The 16,806-nt window shown below is 74.1% G+C and carries 14 protein-coding genes; 11 read left to right on the forward strand and 3 right to left on the reverse strand.

Features of this window, described 5'->3' with window-relative positions; translation table 11 throughout:
* From J7E86_RS24095 to nudC, 4 genes are all read left to right on the forward strand, one after another.
* Positions 1–1,587 (forward strand): PD-(D/E)XK nuclease family protein (locus tag J7E86_RS24095; RefSeq protein WP_215084129.1); only part of this gene is annotated, 1,587 nt, incomplete at its 5' end.
* Positions 1,588–1,628: 41 nt separating this feature from the next.
* Complete coding sequence (locus J7E86_RS24100) at positions 1,629–5,567, forward strand: UvrD-helicase domain-containing protein (protein WP_215084131.1); 3,939 nt, start codon at positions 1,629–1,631, stop codon at positions 5,565–5,567.
* Positions 5,568–5,614: 47 nt separating this feature from the next.
* Complete coding sequence (locus J7E86_RS24105; RefSeq protein ID WP_215084133.1) at positions 5,615–7,015, forward strand: dipeptidase; 1,401 nt, start codon at positions 5,615–5,617, stop codon at positions 7,013–7,015.
* Positions 7,016–7,064: 49 nt separating this feature from the next.
* Positions 7,065–8,012 carry an NAD(+) diphosphatase gene (gene nudC, locus J7E86_RS24110; RefSeq protein ID WP_215084134.1) on the forward strand — a complete coding sequence of 316 codons (948 nt, stop codon included), beginning with the start codon at positions 7,065–7,067 and terminating at the stop codon, positions 8,010–8,012.
* 76 nt (positions 8,013–8,088) lie between these two features.
* Here nudC and J7E86_RS24115 read toward each other — a convergent pair whose 3' ends face one another.
* Entirely contained in the window at positions 8,089–8,346 is a 258-nt protein-coding gene (locus J7E86_RS24115; RefSeq protein ID WP_215084137.1) for a mycoredoxin, read from the reverse strand.
* Between the two features lie 146 nt (positions 8,347–8,492).
* Here J7E86_RS24115 and J7E86_RS24120 point away from each other — a divergent pair, with 146 nt between their 5' ends.
* The 5 genes from J7E86_RS24120 (at position 8,493) to J7E86_RS24140 (ending at position 12,368) form a co-directional block, all read left to right on the forward strand.
* Positions 8,493–10,748, forward strand: coding sequence for an ATP-dependent DNA helicase UvrD2 (locus J7E86_RS24120; protein ID WP_308312710.1), 2,256 nt, complete (start codon positions 8,493–8,495; stop codon positions 10,746–10,748).
* Between the two features lie 143 nt (positions 10,749–10,891).
* Positions 10,892–11,194 carry a hypothetical protein gene (locus tag J7E86_RS24125; RefSeq protein WP_215084139.1) on the forward strand — a complete coding sequence of 101 codons (303 nt, stop codon included), beginning with the start codon at positions 10,892–10,894 and terminating at the stop codon, positions 11,192–11,194.
* A 135-nt stretch (positions 11,195–11,329) separates the two neighbouring features.
* The gene (locus tag J7E86_RS24130; RefSeq protein WP_095578690.1) at positions 11,330–11,692 is read left to right on the forward strand and encodes a WhiB family transcriptional regulator; all 363 of its coding nucleotides are present in this window, start codon (positions 11,330–11,332) and stop codon (positions 11,690–11,692) included.
* Complete coding sequence (locus J7E86_RS24135; protein ID WP_215084140.1) at positions 11,689–12,015, forward strand: hypothetical protein; 327 nt, start codon at positions 11,689–11,691, stop codon at positions 12,013–12,015. Before J7E86_RS24130 ends, J7E86_RS24135 begins: the two co-directional genes overlap by 4 nt.
* Positions 12,016–12,152: 137 nt before the next feature.
* Entirely contained in the window at positions 12,153–12,368 is a 216-nt protein-coding gene (locus J7E86_RS24140) for a hypothetical protein (protein WP_374223853.1), read from the forward strand.
* 31 nt (positions 12,369–12,399) lie between these two features.
* On the opposite strand, the gene J7E86_RS24145 is transcribed toward J7E86_RS24140, so the two are convergent.
* Entirely contained in the window at positions 12,400–13,764 is a 1,365-nt protein-coding gene (locus tag J7E86_RS24145; protein ID WP_215084142.1) for an AarF/ABC1/UbiB kinase family protein, read from the reverse strand.
* Between the two features lie 42 nt (positions 13,765–13,806).
* A complete protein-coding gene (locus J7E86_RS24150) occupies positions 13,807–14,931 on the reverse strand; it encodes a ThiF family adenylyltransferase (protein ID WP_215084144.1) in 1,125 nt (374 codons plus the stop codon).
* Between the two features lie 338 nt (positions 14,932–15,269).
* Between J7E86_RS24150 and J7E86_RS24155 the strand changes: the two genes are divergently transcribed.
* Complete coding sequence (locus J7E86_RS24155; RefSeq protein ID WP_215084146.1) at positions 15,270–15,866, forward strand: M48 family metallopeptidase; 597 nt, start codon at positions 15,270–15,272, stop codon at positions 15,864–15,866.
* Positions 15,867–15,941: 75 nt separating this feature from the next.
* A partial coding sequence (locus J7E86_RS24160; RefSeq protein WP_215084148.1) for a TerD family protein occupies positions 15,942–16,806 on the forward strand: 865 nt, incomplete at its 3' end.

Genomic DNA, 16,806 nt, shown 5'->3' on the forward strand with positions numbered 1-16,806 from the left:
GGCACCCCCTGGCCGGCCCGCCTGGAGCGCGCGGCGCACCGCGGCGGCGCCGCCGGCCGCAACGCCGACCGGGACCTGGACGCGGTGTGCGCACTGTTCGAGACCGCCGCGCGCGCGGAGCAGCGCACCGGCGGCCGGGGCGCCCTGAACTTCCTGGACGAGCTGGAGGCCCAGGACATAGCCGCGGACACCCTCACCCGCAGGGCCGTCCGCCCCGACGCCGTACGGCTGATGACCGCGCACCGCTCCAAGGGCCTGGAATGGCACCTCGTCGTGGTCGCGGGCGTCCAGGAGGGCCTCTGGCCCGACCTGCGCCGCCGCGGCTCGCTCCTGGAGGCCGACCGCATCGGCCGCGACGGGCTCGCCGAACCGCTCAGCCCCGGCGCGCTGCTCGCCGAGGAGCGCCGCCTGTTCTACGTGGCCGCCACGCGCGCGCGCGAGCGGCTGGTGGTCACCGCGGTCAAGGCGGCGGCCGAGGACGGCGATCAGCCCTCGCGGTTCCTCGCCGAACTCGGCACCGACCCCGTCGACGTCACCCAGCGCCCGCGCCGCCCCTTGGCCGTCGCCGCGCTGGTCGCCGAGCTGCGCGCCACCACCGTCGACCCGGACGTCTCCGACACGCTGCGGGCCGCCGCCGCCCGGCGGCTCGCCCGGCTCGCCGCACTGCGCGACGAGGAGGGGCAGCCGCTCGTCCCGGCGGCGCATCCCTACCGCTGGTGGGGGCTGTACGAGCCGACGCACAGCGAGGTGCCGCTGCGCGAGAGGGACGTCCCCCTCGCGCTGTCCGGCTCGGCCGTCGGCCAGCTGGCCGGTACCTCGGGCACCTGCTCGCTCCAGTGGTTCCTCGGCCGCGAGGTGAAGGCCGACGCCCCGGCGACGGCCGCGCAGGGCTTCGGCAACGTCGTGCACGTCCTCGCCGACGAGGTCGCCTCCGGACGCACCCCCGCCGATCTCGCCGTCCTCATGGAGCGGCTCGACTCGGTGTGGGACGCCCTCGCCTTCGACGCGCCCTGGAAGTCGGCGCAGGAGAAGGAGAACGCCCGTGCCGCCCTGGAGCGCTTCCTGCGCTGGCACGTGATGGAGCGCGGCGGGCGCACCCCGGTCGCCACGGAGCACGCGTTCGACGTCACCCTCAAGGCCGAGGACCACCTGGTGCGCATCCGGGGCTCCATGGACCGCGTGGAGACGGACGGCCACGGGCACGCCTACGTCGTCGACTTCAAGACCGGCCGGAGCCCGGTCTCCGCCGACGACGTCGCACACCACCCCCAGCTCGCCGTCTACCAGCTCGCGGTCGAGCACGGCGCCGTCGACGAGCTCTTCGACGGCGCGCGCCCCCGCGCGGGCGGCGCCGAGCTCGTACAGCTGCGACAGGGCGCGGCGAAGCGGGACGGCGGGGACGCCGTCCCCAAGGTGCAGGCCCAGGAGCCGCCCGGCGCGGACGGCTGGGTCGAGGGACTCCTGGCCGAGGCGGCGGGCCGGGTCCTGGAGGAGCGGTTCTCCCCGCGCCCGGGCGGCCACTGCGCCCACTGCTCGTTCCGGGCATCGTGCACCGCCAGGCCCGAGGGCCGGCAGGTGGTGGAGTGACGGGCGGGGCGCTGTCAGTGGAGCCCGTTAGCGTGGACGCCGTGACCCCGCGCTTGACCGACCCCGAGCAGCTCAAGGAGCTGCTCGGCATCCCGTTCACCCCGGAGCAGACGGCCTGCATCACCGCGCCGCCCGCCCCGCAGGTCATCGTGGCCGGCGCCGGGTCCGGCAAGACCACGGTGATGGCCGCGCGCGTGGTCTGGCTCGTGGGCACCGGACAGGTCGCGCCCGAGCAGGTCCTCGGTCTCACCTTCACCAACAAGGCGGCCGGCGAGCTCTCCGAGCGCGTGCGCAAGGCCCTCGTCGAGGCCGGCGTCACCGACCCCGAGGGCCCCGCCGCGGACCCCGACCGGGCGCCCGGCGAGCCCCAGATCTCCACCTACCACGCCTTCGCCGGCCGGCTCCTGAAGGAGCACGGCCTGCGCATCGGCCTGGAGCCCGGCTCCCGGCTGCTCGCCGACGCCACCCGCTACCAGCTCGCCGCCCGCGTCCTGCGCGGCTCCCCGGGCCCGTATCCCTCGCTCACCCGCTCCTTCGGCGACCTCGTCCCCGACCTCCTGGCCCTCGACGGCGAGCTCGCCGAGCACCTCGTCACGGCGGCGGACCTGCGCGCCCACGACACCGGGCTGCTGACCGCCCTGGAAGGCGCCCGGCTCTCCAACGCCGACCTGCGCAAGGTGCCCGAGGCCGCCCGCGCCCGCCTCGAACTCCTGGAGCTCGTGGAGGCGTACCGCGCGGCGAAGGCCGAGCGCGACCTCCTCGACTTCGGCGACCAGATCGCCCGCTCCGCCGAGCTCGCCCGCACCCGCCCGGAGGTGGGCCGGATCCTGCGCGAGCAGTTCGCCGTCGTCCTCCTCGACGAATACCAGGACACCTCCGTCGCCCAGCGGCTGCTGCTCGCCGGCCTCTTCGGCGGCGGCACGGGCCACGCCGTCACCGCCGTCGGCGACCCCTGTCAGGCCATCTACGGCTGGCGCGGCGCCTCCGTGGCCAACCTCGACGACTTCCCGGCGCACTTCCCGCACGCCGACGGCCGCCCCGCCCAGCGGTTCGCGCTCAGCGAGAACCGCCGCAGCGGCGGCCGCCTCCTCACCCTCGCCAACGACCTCGCCGCCGAGCTGCGCGCGCGCCACGAAGGCGTCGAGGCACTGCGGCCCGCGCCCGGTGCCGAGCGGGACGGCGTGGTGCGCTGCGCCCTGCTGCCCACCCACGCCGAGGAGCTCGACTGGCTCGCCGGCTCCCTCGCCCACCTGGTGCGCACGGGCACCCGCCCCGGCGACATCGCCGTGCTGTGCCGCACCGCCGTCGACTTCGCGCAGATCCAGGGCGCCCTCGTGGAACGCGACATCCCCGTCGAGGTCGTCGGCCTGTCCGGGCTGCTGCACCTGCCGGAGATCGCGGACCTCGTCGCCGTCTGCGAGGTCCTCCAGGACCCCACCGCCAACGCCGCGCTCGTCCGCCTGCTCATCGGGCCGCGCTGGCGCATCGGCCCCCGCGACCTCGCCCTGCTGGGCCGCCGCGCCCGTACGCTCGTGCCCTACGGCACGGCGGGCGGCGACCCCGAGCGCCGGCTCGCCGAGGCCGTCGAGGGCGTCGACCCGGCCGAGGCGATCTCCCTCGCCGACGCCCTGGACACCTTCCTGACGGCCGACGGCCCCGACGACGGCCTGCCCTTCTCGGCCGAGGCGCGCGTCCGCTACGCCCGCCTCGCCGCCGAACTGCGCGACCTGCGGCGCTCGCTGGCCGACCCGCTCATGGACGTCCTGCACCGGGTGCTGGCCACCACGGGCCTGGAGGTCGAGCTGTCCGCCTCGCCGCACGCCCTGGCCGCGCGCCGCCGCGAGACGCTCTCGCACTTCCTGGACATCGCCGCCGGCTTCGCCGCCGTGGACAGCGAGGCCGGCCTGCTCGCGTTCCTGGGCTTCCTGCGCACCGCCTCGCAGTACGAGAAGGGGCTCGACAGCTCCCTGCCGGGCGGCGAGAACACCGTCAAGGTCCTCACCGCGCACAAGTCCAAGGGCCTCGAATGGGACGTGGTCGCCGTTCCCGGCCTCGTCACCAAGACCTTCCCCAGCGAGCAGTCCCGCGAGTCCTGGACCGCGCAGGCCAAGGTGCTGCCGCACGCCCTGCGCGGTGACGCCGACACCCTTCCCGACATCGACGCGTGGGACAGCAAGGCGATGACCGCCTTCAAGGGCGCCATGAAGGAACACCAGCGGATCGAGGAACTCCGCCTCGGCTACGTCACCTTCACCCGGCCCCGCTCGCTGCTCCTGGGCTCGGGCCACTGGTGGGGCCCGAACCAGAAGAAGCCCCGCGGGCCCTCCGCCTTCCTCCAGGCGCTGCGCGCGCACTGCGAGGCGGGCCACGGCGAGATCGAGGTCTGGGCGGACCCGCCCGAGGAAGGCGCCGAGAACCCCGCCCTGGCGGAAGCGGCCACGGACCACTCCTGGCCGCTGCCCCTCGACCCGGTCTCCCTGACCCGCCGCCGGGCCGCGGCGGACGCGGTCCTCGCCCACCTCGACCGCCTGGCGGCGGAGCCGGAGCGGACGACCGAGCCGGAGCCCGAGCCCGCGTACGACCCGGACTGGCCGCCCCCGCCGGAGGACGAGGCGTACGGGGAGCCGGAGCCTCCTTCCGAGGAGGATCTGGCGTTTTGGGACGACCTGCCGACGTCCCGGCCGGCGGACGCTGTGCGCGGCCCGGAGACGGCCGCTCACGAGGACGCGTTCGGCCGTTCCGGCGAGGACCTCGGGGCTTGGGACGACCTGCCGGCGTCCCGGGCGTCGGCGGATGCCGTTACCGGACCGGTGACGGCTGCCCGAGAGGACGCGTCCGGTCGTTCCGGCGAGGGTCGTGCGGCTTGGGACGACCTGCCGGCGTCCCAGGCGCCCACGGACGCCGCATCCGGCCCGGAGACGACCGCACACGAGCACAGCGACCCTTCCGTGCCGCACGCCGGCCACGCCGTGCTGCCCTCGCCCCGCCGGGCGTCCGGCCCGGCCGCGCCGGCCCACGGGCATCCGGACGGCGCGCCACCGGCCTCGCCACGGCCCGCCGACGCGCCCGTACGCGACGACCACGCGGCCGCTCGGTCCGCCCGCCCGGAGGGCCGCCCGCACCCGGCTCCTGACGGCAACGAGGCCACGGAGCAGCCGGCCGTGGTGCTGGCGACGCCGTCCGCGGGGCCCCATCCGGGGCCCGGAGTTCCGCCCGCGCAGGCGGAACCCGCGGCATCACAGGAGCCGTCCGCAGGACACCACGCGCCCTCCCTCACGCCCGAAGAGGCCCGCCTCGTCGGTTCCTGGGACCGCGACCTCGACGCCCTCGCCGGCGAGCTGCGGCGGGCACGCGCGCGCGTGCGCGACGTCGTGCTGCCGTCGTCGCTCAGCGCCACCCAGCTGGTCCGGCTCGCCGCCGACCCGGACGGCTTCGCGCGCGAGCTGGCCCGCCCCATGCCGCGCCCGCCGCAGCCCGCGGCCCGCCGCGGCACCCGCTTCCACGCCTGGGTCGAGTCGCGGTTCGAGGCGCTGCCACTGACCCTTCCCGCCCCCGACGAGCCGCCGGGTGCCGACGAGGACGCGTACGAGCCGGAGATCGCCGACGAGCGCGACCTCGCCGCCCTCAAGGATGCCTTCGAGCTCACCCCGTACGCCCGGCGCACCCCGTACCGCGTCGAGGTGCCCTTCCAGATCACCCTCGCGGGCCGAGTGATCCGCGGCCGTATCGACGCCGTCTACCGCGAGCGCGGCCCCGAGGGCGACACGTACGAGATCGTCGACTGGAAGACGAGCCGCCTCCGGGACGCCGACCCGCTCCAGCTCGCGGTCTACCGCGTCGCCTGGGCCGAGCGGCAGGGCCTGCCGCTGTCGTCGGTGACCGCCGCCTTCGTCTACGTACGCGACGGCGAGACCGTCCGTCCCGCCGGACTCCCGGACCGCGCCGGGCTCGAACGGCTGCTGCGCGGGGAGGGCGTGTGATCAAGCCGGGTCATGGTCACGGCGCGTGGCCGGATAGGCTCGACGCCATGAGCGACACACCGGACAGCGCCGTCCGCGCGTTTATCGAGGGCCACCGCGCCGACTTCCTCGACGACCTCGTCGAGTGGCTCCGCATCCCTTCCGTCTCCGCCGAGCCCGGCCGCGCCGCCGATGTGCGCCGCAGCGCCGAATGGCTGGCCGCCAAGCTCGGTGAGACCGGTTTCCCGACCGCCGAGATCTGGGAGACCGAGGGCGCGCCGGCCGTGTTCGCCGAATGGCCGTCGGGCGAACCGGACGCCCCGACCGTCCTGGTCTACGGCCACCACGACGTCCAGCCCGCCGCCCGTGAGGACGGCTGGCACACCGAGCCCTTCGAACCGGTGATGAAGGACGGCCGGCTGTACGCGCGCGGTGCCGCCGACGACAAGGGCCAGGTCTTCTTCCACACCCTCGGCGTCCGCGCCCACCTGGCCGCGACCGGCCGCACCGCCCCGGCGGTCAACCTCAAGCTGCTCATCGAGGGCGAGGAGGAGTCCGGCTCGGCGCACTTCGGCGACCTCATCCGCGCCCACGCCGACCGCCTCGCCTGCGACACCGTGATCGTCTCCGACACCGGCATGTGGTCCGAGGACACCCCGACCGTCTGCACGGGCATGCGCGGCCTCACGGACTGCCAGATCGACCTCTTCGGGCCCGACCAGGACATCCACTCCGGCACCTTCGGCGGGGCCGTGCCCAACCCGGCCACCGAGGCCGCCCGGCTGGTCGCCGCCCTGCACGACGAGGACCGCCGCGTCGTGATACCCGGCTTCTACGACGGCGTCGTGGAGCTGACCGACCGCGAGCGCGAGCTCTTCGCCGAGCTGCCGTTCGACGAGGAGCGCTGGCTGCGCACCGCCCACTCGCACGCCGCCCTCGGCGAGCACGGCAACACCACCCTGGAGCGGATCTGGGCCCGTCCCACCGCCGAGGTCAACGGCATCTCCGGCGGCTACCAGGGCCCCGGCGGCAAGACCATCGTGCCGTCCACCGCCCAGCTGAAGCTCTCCTTCCGGCTCGTCGCCGGCCAGGACGCCGACCGCGTCCAGCAGGCCGTACGGGACTGGGTCGCCGGCCGCCTGCCGGACGGCATCCGCCACGAGATCACCTTCTGGGGCGCGACCCGCCCCTGCCTGACCCCGCTCGACCACCCGTACCTCCAGTCGGTCGTGCGGGCCATGGGACGCGCCTTCGGGCAGAAGATCCGCTACACCCGCGAGGGCGGCTCCGGCCCCGCCGCCGACCTCCAGGACGTGCTCGGCGTCCCGGTGCTGTTCCTGGGCATCTCGGTGCCGTCGGACGGCTGGCACGCCCCGAACGAGAAGGTCGAGCTCGACCTCCTCATGAAGGGCGTCGAGACCGCCGCCCACCTGTGGACCGACCTCGCGGAGGCCGGGCGCGCCCGCTAGTCCACGCTCGACGTACCACCACCACTCGCAGGGGGAGTTGGAAGCAGCCGTGACCACCTGGACCGATCTCGCAGCCGCCCGGCCCATCACGCTCAGCGGCGACAGCGGCATCGACCGCGCCGCGCACCACCGTCTGGACGAGGCGTGGCTCGCCGCGGCCTGGAGCCACCCCTCCACGCGGGTCTTCGTGGTCTCCGGCGGCCAGGTGCTGATCGACGACACCGCCGACGGCCGCACCGAACTGGTCATGACCCCGGCCTTCGAGGCGCCCGTCACCGAGACGCACCGCTATTTCCTCGGCGAGGACGAGAAGGGCATCGCCTACTTCGCCCTGCAGAAGGACGCCCTGCCCGGGCGCATGGACCAGTCGGCGCGCCCCGCGGGGCTGCGCGAGGCGGGGCTGCTGCTGTCGCCGCGCGACGCCGGGCTGCTGGTGCACGCGGTGGCCCTGGAGAACTGGCAGCGACTGCACCGCTTCTGCTCACGCTGCGGGGAGCGCACGGTCGTGGCCGCGGCCGGCCACATCCGCCGCTGCCCGGCCTGCGGCGCCGAGCACTACCCGCGCACCGACCCGGCCGTGATCATGCTGGTCACGGACAAGGACGACCGGGCGCTGCTGGGCCGCCAGATGCACTGGCCGGAGGGCCGCTTCTCGACGCTCGCCGGCTTCGTGGAGCCGGGGGAGTCCATCGAGCAGGCGGTGCGGCGCGAGGTCGCCGAAGAGGCGGGCGTGACGGTCGGTGACGTGGAGTACGTCGCCAGCCAGCCCTGGCCCTTCCCCTCCAGCCTGATGCTCGGCTTCATGGCCCGGGCCACCTCCTCCGACATCCAGGTCGACGGCGAGGAGATCCACGAGGCCCGCTGGTTCTCCCGTGCGGAGCTGCGGGCGGCCTTCGCGTCCGGGGAGGTGCTCCCGCCCACCGGCATCTCGATCGCGGCCCGGCTGCTGGAGCTCTGGTACGGCGAGCCGCTGCCGCAGAGCCCGGCCTGGGGCTGAGGTACACGCGAAACGGCCCGGGCACCGACTCGACGGTGTCGGTGCCCGGGCCGTTTCGCGTGCGCGGGCCGGCGCGTCAGGAGGCGAGCGCCTGCTTGACCTGGGCCAGCGACGGGTTGGTCATCGTGACCGGCGTGGCGCCGCTCAACGGGGTCACCAGGACCGTCGGGACCGTCTGGTTGCCGTCGTTCGCCTTCTCCACGAAGGCCGCCGAGTCGGCGTCGTGCTCGATGTTGATCTCGTTGTACGCGATTCCCTCGCGGTCCAGCTGGCTCTTCAGCCGACGGCAGTAGCCGCACCAGGTGGTGCTGTACATCGTCACGGTGCCCGACATGCGCCCTCGCTCTCTCTAGGTCATGGGTGTTACTGCGGTGGTAGAACGCGCACCCATCCCCAGCCATTCCCGCATTAGTACGACCGGGTGGTCCCGCCTGTGGACAGCATTCCCGGTCGCCCCCGCGGACCTGGCAGCATGGCGGAGTGACAGCAGCAACGCACTCCTCCCTCTTCCCGCCGGTTCCGGACTCCCCGGACGCGGTGCTCGCCGGGCTCGACCCGGAGCAGCGCGAGGTGGCGACGGCCCTGAGCGGTCCGGTGTGCGTGCTGGCCGGAGCGGGTACGGGCAAGACCCGCGCGATCACCCACCGCATCGCCTACGGCGTCCGCTCGGGGGTGCTCCAGCCCGCCAGTGTGCTCGCCGTCACCTTCACCAACCGCGCGGCCGGCGAGATGCGCGGCCGCCTGCGCCAGCTCGGCGCCGGCGGTGTCCAGGCGCGCACCTTCCACTCGGCGGCGCTGCGCCAGCTCCAGTACTTCTGGCCCAAGGCCGTCGGCGGTGACGTGCCGCGCCTGGCCGAGCGGAAGGTCCAGATCGTCGCGGAGGCCGCCGCCCGCTGCCGGATCCGCCTCGACCGCAACGAGCTGCGGGACGTCACGGGCGAGATCGAATGGTCGAAGGTCACCCAGACCGTTCCCGAGGACTACGCCCCGGCGGCCGCCAAGGCCGGCCGGGAGGCTCCTCGCGACCCGGCCGAGATCGGCCGGATCTACGCCATGTACGAGCAGCTCAAGCGCGACCGCGGTGTGATCGACTTCGAGGATGTCCTGCTGCTGACCGTCGGCGTCCTCCAGGACCGCCACGACATCGCCGAGACGGTCCGCCGCCAGTACCAGCACTTCGTGGTCGACGAGTACCAGGACGTCAGCCCCCTCCAGCAGCGCCTCCTGGAGCTGTGGCTGGGCGACCGGGACAATCTCTGCGTGGTCGGCGACGCCAGCCAGACCATCTACTCCTTCACCGGCGCCACCCCCGACCACCTGCTGAACTTCCGCACCCGCCACCCCCGGGCTACGGTCGTCAAGCTCGTCCGGGACTACCGCTCCACCCCCCAGGTGGTCCACCTCGCCAACGGCCTGCTGTCCCAGGCGCGCGGCCGCGCCGCCGAGCACCGCCTGGAGCTGATCTCCCAGCGCGAGACGGGCCCCGAGCCCGGCTGGACGGAATACGCCGACGAACCCGCCGAGGCCGAGGGCACCGCCCGCCGGATCCGCGAGCTCATCGACTCCGGGGTGCCCGCGAGCGAGATCGCCGTCCTCTACCGCATCAACGCCCAGTCCGAGGTCTACGAGCAGGCCCTCGCCGACGCCGGGGTGCCCTACCAGCTCCGTGGCGCCGAGCGGTTCTTCGAGCGCCCGGAGGTTCGCGAGGCCGGACTGCTGCTGCGCGGCGCGGCCCGCGCCGGAGGCCACTCCGACCCTCAGCTCGCCGACGCCGACGACGTCCCCTCCCAGGTGCGGGCCGTGCTCGGGACGCGCGGCTGGACCCCGGAGCCGCCCGTCGGCTCGGGGGCGGTCCGGGACCGCTGGGAGTCCCTCGCGGCCCTCGTGCGGCTCGCCGAGGACTTCGTACGGGCCAAGCCGGGCGCGACCCTCGGCGATCTCGTCGCCGAGCTGGACGAGCGGGCGAGCGCGCAGCACGCCCCGACGGTGGAAGGTGTGACCCTCGCCTCACTTCACGCCGCCAAGGGCCTGGAGTGGGACGCCGTCTTCCTGGTCGGGCTGAGCGAGGGCATGATGCCGATCACATACGCCAAGACCGACGAGCAGGTGGAGGAGGAGCGCCGGCTGCTCTATGTCGGCGTCACCCGGGCCCGCCTCCACCTCTTCCTGTCCTGGTCGCTGTCCCGGTCCCCGGGCGGCCGAGCCGTGCGTCGCCCCAGCCGTTTCCTCAACGGTCTGCGGCCGGGATCGACCGGTGCCGGCCGGGCGGGCGCGGGCGGCAGGACGGCCGCCGCCCCGGGCGGAGCGGCCGGTGTGGAGCGGGGCGGCGCGCGCAAGCGGCGCGGGCCCGCCCGGTGCCGGGTCTGCGGGCGCACGCTGACCGACGCGGGCGAGATCAAGCTGATGCGCTGCGAGGACTGCCCCTCCGAGCTCGACGAGGCGCTGTACGAGCGGCTGCGCGAGTGGCGCGCCGAACAGGCCGGACAGCTCGGCCAGCCCGCCTACTGCGTCTTCACCGACAAGACGCTCCTCGCGATCGCGGAGGCCGTTCCGGGAACCGAATCGGAGCTCGCGAGCATCTCCGGTGTGGGAGGGCGGAAGCTCGAGAAGTTCGGCGCCGACGTCCTGACCCTGTGCGCGGGCCATGACCTGACCGTGCCCACCTCGGAAGACGTCTCCGGGGGAGGGGCCGGGGAGGAGTCCTCCGACACGTCGGAAGAATCTCCGGAAAAATAGTTTGCGCACGCGGACGGCCTGGCCATAGCCTTCCGAGCACGGAGAGAACGGCACTTCCGAGTTCCGGTCGATCCGTGCTGTACTGAACCGACCCGGACTGGTTTCGACCGGTCCCCCAAGACGCCGAGAGGAGGCGAAGACCAATGATCAGCTTCAAGCCCAGCAACAAAATGACCGATCGCCCGGTCGTCGCCATGCGTTCCCTCGGCTTCCCCTTCGGCTCGTCCCCGCTCTCGTCCCAGGTCACCGGTCTGTCCAGCACCGGCACCTCCCTGGGCAATGAGCGACCGACCAAGGCGTTCGCGGTAACGGCGGCAGCAAAGGCACTGGCCCCGGCCTATGCCCTTGAAACGACGGCCAACGGCGCCGGATCCCTGGACGCACAGCAGCAGCACCACACGATGTGGGCCTTCCGTGGGCTCGAACCCTGGAGAGATCCAGCCTGATCGGCATGATCAGGTCGGCACCTTCCAGGGCCGCGGAACCCACACCGGGATCCGCGGCCCTTTTGTTTGCCCCCTCGCACGACGAGGGGAACCAGCCCGGCCACCAGCCGGAAGAACAGACGAGGAAAAGACACCGTGCAACTCAAGGCACACACCCCGTCAGTAGCGACCGACCTGATCCCCCCGCCTGTCCCCACGGAGGACTCCTTGACCCCCCTCACCGCCCTGACCGACCTCGACGACGCGATCGAGAACCTGGGCACCCCCGTTCCCTGCCGCAGCTACGACCCCGAGGTCTTCTTCGCCGAGACCCCGGCCGACGTGGAGTACGCCAAGTCGCTCTGCCGGACCTGCCCGCTGCGTGAGGCCTGCCTCGCCGGCGCGCTGGACCGCCGCGAGCCGTGGGGCGTCTGGGGCGGCGAGCTGTTCGTCCAGGGCGTCGTGGTGGCCCGCAAGCGCCCCCGTGGCCGTCCGCGCAAGAACCCGGTCGCCGCATGAACCTCTTCGGCACCATCGACCGCCCCACCACGCACGACCCCAAGAAGCAGGATCCGACCATGCGCCGCCCCGCCACCGAGCCATTCGGCTCCGCAGCCCCCGCCCGTGACACCTCCCGCGCCACCGCCCCGCGCCAGAACAGGAACCTCGAAATGCAACTCATCCAAGAAGCCATGGCTCGCGCCCATATGAGCGACCTCATCCGGGAGGCCGAGTCCGAACGCACGGCCGTCCGCCTGGCCGCCGCCCGGCGGATGCAGCGCCGCGCCGAGCGCGCCTCGCTGCGCGCCCGCCGCGCCCTGGCCATGGCGGTCATGCACTGACACCGAGCCCGGGCCGTCGGGAGACCGGCGGCCCGCCTCCCACCGCACGCCCGAGGGGCCGGTCCGGAAGGACCGGCCCCTCGGGCGTTGGGTGCGTTGTGCCCATCCCGACCCGTTCACGGGGATATCGTCGGAGAGTGGACCAGAAGTCGCATGAACCAGTGCAGTTGGAACCTGAGGCCACCGAGACCGCCGCGCCCGTGACGTGCGCCGGCTGTGGCGCCGCCGCCGACGGTACGCCGCCGACCTGGACCTGCTCCGTCGAGAACGGCAGCCGCCGCTATTTCTGCGACGACTGCGCCCGCGCCAACCTCAGAGCCATCGAGGGGCGGCTCGACTCGTCCTGGTGGTGAGAGCGTGCCGCCGCCCGCGGGGCCCGGCCTCTCAGGCCGGCGCCTCCTGGCTCTCGTCGGCCGCCGCGAATCCGGGCACCCACGCCTCCATCTCCTCGCGCAGCCGCACGGTCGCGCCCAGCTGGCACAGCACCCCGATGGTGCTGGTCGTCACCCGGTGTATCAGCAGATACGCCGGCGGCAGATTGAGCTGCCGCGCCAGCTGATAGGCGGGGGAGCGCGGATCGGCGATCCGGGTCGCCTGGGCACGCATCCAGCCCCGGGTGAACGTGAACTCCTCCACCTGCGCCGGCTCGATGATCGGCAGCAGATAGTCCAGCACCGTCCCCGGATCCAGCTCGATCTCCGGCTTGACGAACCCCTCGTCCCGCAGCAGCTCGTGGACCGCCTCGGCCTCGCCGTCCAGCGTCATCCGCAGTGCGGTGCCGATCTCGACCGGCAGCCCCTGCGGCAGCCGGTCCACCGTGCCGAAGTCCAGCACGCCCAGCCGCCACTTCTCCGGCGGACCGTCCGGGGCGTCCCCGGTCAGCAGCCGGAAGTTGCCCGGGTGCGGATCGGCGTGCAGCAGCCCCGTGCGCGCCGCGCCCGAGAACAGGAAGCGGGCCAGGAGCTGACCGGCGCGGTCCCGCTGCTCAGGGGTGCCCTCGGCTATCACCTCCGACAGCGGCAGCCCCTCCATCCACTCCGTCACCAGCACCTGATCGCTCTGGTGCACCACGGCCGGGACCGTCACATCCGGGTCGCCCGCGAACTCCCGCGCGTGCGCGCTCTGGGCCCGCGCCTCCAGTTCGTAGTCCAGCTCCTCCGACACCCGGTCGCGCAGCTCGGTGATCAGAGGCTTGATGTCCATGCCGGGAACCAGGGGCCCCAGCAGGCGCGCGAACCTCCCCAATTGGGTGAGGTCGGACAGCAGGGCCTCGCCCGCCCCCGGATACTGCACCTTGACCGCGACCGCGCGCCCGTCGTGCCAGACCGCCCGGTGCACCTGCCCGATCGATGCGGCCGCCGCCGGCCGGTCGTCGAACTCCTGGAACAGCTCCCGCCAGTCCGCGCCGAGCCGCTCCGCCAGGGCCGCGTGCACCGAGGCGACCGGCATCGGGGGAGCCGCTTCCTGAAGTTTGGTCAGCGCCGCCCGGTAGGGGCCGGCGACCTGCTCGGGGAGCGCCGACTCGAAGACCGACAGCGCCTGGCCCAGCTTCATCGCACCCCCCTTGAGCTGCCCCAGGGTCGCGAAGAGCTGCTCGGCCGTGCGCTGCTGCAGCTCCGCCGCGATCAGTTCCGCCGACCGCCCGCCGATGCGCTTCCCGAGCCCGAGCGCGGTGCGCCCCGCGAACCCCAAGGGCAGCGCGGCCAACTTGGCGGTACGGGTGACCGCCTTGCGGGGAAGATCAGACATGCGCCCCTCCAACTAGCTGAACAGCCACGCCGCGGACGGCGGTTACCTGCTCATTGTCCCGTGCGGTGTCCCCGCGGCCGAGGCATATACGGGATCGGAGGATCCCGCCGCGCCGCACGGACACCGCGGATGCGGCTCGACGGGCCGCGGGAGCCAGGCCGGACCCGGCAGCGCCAGCTCCAGCCGCACCCCCGCGCTCGCCGGGGACCCGCCGTCGAGGAAGGCCAGCGCCCGCGCCACGGTGAGCCCCGCCACCACCGTGGCCAGTGCCATGTCGCACGACGGTACCCCCGAGCCCCGGCCGGACCGCCACTGGGCGAGCATCCGAGGCCAAGCCGTGTCCCGCTGCGCGCGCCCGAGTTCGACGCAGCCCGCACACGCCGATCCTCCCGGCAGCACCAACGGCCCCACCAATCCGGTGGCTTCCAGGACACCCGCGTACATATGGGGAATTCCGGACGAGATCAGCTCCTCCGCCGCGCCGGGGTCGGGCGCGTAGGCGGCGAGCCCGTCACGCGGCGCGAACACCACCAGGGCCAGCGGTGGCTCCTCCTCACCGCCTCCGCGCGTCCGCGGCCGGGGGCCGGGCGCCGCTTCCCGTACGACCCGCCGCGCCGCCGCGTCACGCCGTTCACCGACGCGCTCGGCGCCCACCCCCGCCGGTCCCACGTCCCAGGGCTCCACGCAGCCGCCGTCCATCACATCGACCCGGCCGACGCCGGAGGCCGACAGCAGGGCCGCGATCGCCGACCCCACCCGCCCCGCGCCCCGGACCTGCACCCGCATCGACTGCCGGGCGCCCATCAGCCCCATCGCCGCACCCTGGCCCGGATGCAGCACGGACAGCGACGCGAGGTCCGGCCGCAGCCGCTCCACCACCGCGCCCCGCTCCCGCACGGCGGCGGCGCGCTCGCCACCGGCCCGCGGGTCGTCCAGCAGCCCGGCTCCCGTCAACCTCTCCACCAGTGCGTCCACCCTGCCCTCGGGCAGTCCCACCGCCCTCGCCTCCCGCCGGAGCAGCGGCATGCCGCGCGTGCCGTCCAGCAACCCGAGGAAGCTGCTGGTCGCGGTGTCCACCGGTCCCACCACCACCGCGTGCGCCGGCGTCACCCCGAACTGCACGGTGTCGCGATCGCGCCAGCCGCGCCGCAGCGCGGGCTTGAGCATGGGATGCGCGGAGTCCTCCGGCCCGGCCCCCGCCGCCGTCCGGGCCGCTCCCGCCGCCCGGGCGGTCCCCTGAGCCGCCGTTCCCTGAGCCGTGCGCGTCGTCTCCTGAGTCGTGAGCCGAGTCGTGCGAGTCGTCCGCCGCGTTGTCCGCTGAGTCGTCCGCATGGTCGTTCCCCCCGTCGGTCGGCCCCCAGAATGGGGGATCCCGCCGGTCACCGCGCGCGGTTGTCCACAGGCACGGAGTGATTGTCATACAAGCCGTGCGCGCTCCGGCTCTTTGCCCCGACAACGAGCGATGGGCGGGACTTCACGCCTCGCCAGCAGGTAACGTCGGGGCCGTGCCCGTCGACCCTCTGCACAGTGCCGCACGACCACCGCGCAGCGCCCCGAGCCCGCTCACCAGCGGCCCGGGATCCGGTGCGGTCGAGATCAGACGGAGCGCGCGCCGCCGCAGAACGGTCTCCGCGTACCGCGAGGCCGACCGGACCGTCGTGCTCATCCCCGCCCGCATGTCGGAGGCGGAGGAGCAGCGCTGGGTCCGCGTGATGCTCGACAAGCTCGCGGCGCAGGAGAGCAAGCGGATGCTGGGCGACGCCGAGCTGGCCGAGCGGGCCGGACGGCTGTCGGAGCAATACCTGGGCGGCCGGGCACGCCCCGCGTCCGTCCGCTGGGTCACCAACCAGAACACCCGCTGGGGCTCGTGCACCCCCGCCGAGGGCAGCATCCGCCTCTCCCACCGGCTCCAGGGCATGCCCGAGTACGTCGTGGACTACGTCCTCCTCCACGAACTGGCCCACCTGCTCGTCCCCGGGCACGGCCCGGGCTTCTGGCGGCTCCTCGACGCCTATCCGCGCACCGAGCGCGCCCGCGGCTATCTGGAGGGCGTGGTCGCCGCCGACCGGCTGCCGCACCTGCCCGCGGCCCGGAGCGAATGAGTGAAAGCCCAGGCACAACCGTTAGCCTGACGCAACGCATTCATCGCACGTTCGGATGGGGGACGGTCGTTACGCATGGCCAGGGAATTCCAGCGCGGCCACAAGGCCAAGATCAGTGATCTGACGGCGGGGACCGATCTGTACGTGGGTGTGCAGATCGCCGGCCCCGGCCTGACCTTCGACATCAGCTGCTTCGGCCTCGACGCCCAGGAGCGGCTCTCCGACGACCGGTACTTCGTCTTCTTCAACCAGCCCGCCTCCCCCGAGGGCGCCATCCAGCAGCTCGGCGCCCAGGCCGGCGACACCGAGTCCTTCCGGGTCACCCTCGACCGGATCCCGCCGCAGCTGCACAAGCTCTCCTTCACCGCGACGGTCGACGGCACGGGCCAGATGTCGCAGATCGGGCCCGGCTATCTGCGCGTCGTCGCGGGCGGCGAGGAAGTGGCCCGCTATTCCTTCACCGGTGCGGAATTCAGCACCGAACGCGCGGTGATGCTCGGTGACTTCTACCTGAAGGACGTCTGGCGCTTCGCCGCCGTCGGGCAGGGCTTCGACGGCGGGCTGGAGGCGCTGCTGACGCACTTCGGCGGTGAGGTGCTGGCGGAGGAGCCCGAGCCCGAGTCCCCGCCGCAGGCCGTCCCGGCGCAGGCCGCCGCCCCGGCGTTCGCCCCGCCGGCACAGGCGACCCCGCCCCCGGCCTTCGCGGCCCCGGGCGGCCCGGCTCCCGTGCCCGCCCAGGCCCACACGCCGCCCCCGGCACAGGCGTTCCCGGCCCCGCCGCCGCACCAGGGCTTCCCGCCCCCGCCCGGCAGCACCCCGCCCCCCGCCGCACCCCCGCAGGTGCACGCGGCGGCGACCATCGCCGCGCCCATCGCCCCGCCCGGCTACTTCGCGGACCAGGGCACCCCGGCCGGCGGCCAGCTCCCGCCGCCCCCCGGCC

It is taken from the genome of Streptomyces sp. ISL-11 (genome assembly GCF_018614525.1).
GTDB lineage: Bacteria > Actinomycetota > Actinomycetes > Streptomycetales > Streptomycetaceae > Streptomyces.

What these genes read in the sequence shown, in the direction of transcription:
- J7E86_RS24105 (WP_215084133.1), top strand. Translation starts at nt 5,615, where the DNA reads ATGAGCGACACACCGGACAGCGCCGTCCGCGCGTTTATCGAGGGCCAC.
- J7E86_RS24115 (WP_215084137.1), bottom strand. Translation starts at nt 8,346, where the DNA reads ATGTCGGGCACCGTGACGATGTACAGCACCACCTGGTGCGGCTACTGC.
- J7E86_RS24125 (WP_215084139.1), top strand. Translation starts at nt 10,892, where the DNA reads ATGATCAGCTTCAAGCCCAGCAACAAAATGACCGATCGCCCGGTCGTC.
- J7E86_RS24135 (WP_215084140.1), top strand. Translation starts at nt 11,689, where the DNA reads ATGAACCTCTTCGGCACCATCGACCGCCCCACCACGCACGACCCCAAG.
- J7E86_RS24145 (WP_215084142.1), bottom strand. Translation starts at nt 13,764, where the DNA reads ATGTCTGATCTTCCCCGCAAGGCGGTCACCCGTACCGCCAAGTTGGCC.
- J7E86_RS24150 (WP_215084144.1), bottom strand. Translation starts at nt 14,931, where the DNA reads ATGCTCAAGCCCGCGCTGCGGCGCGGCTGGCGCGATCGCGACACCGTG.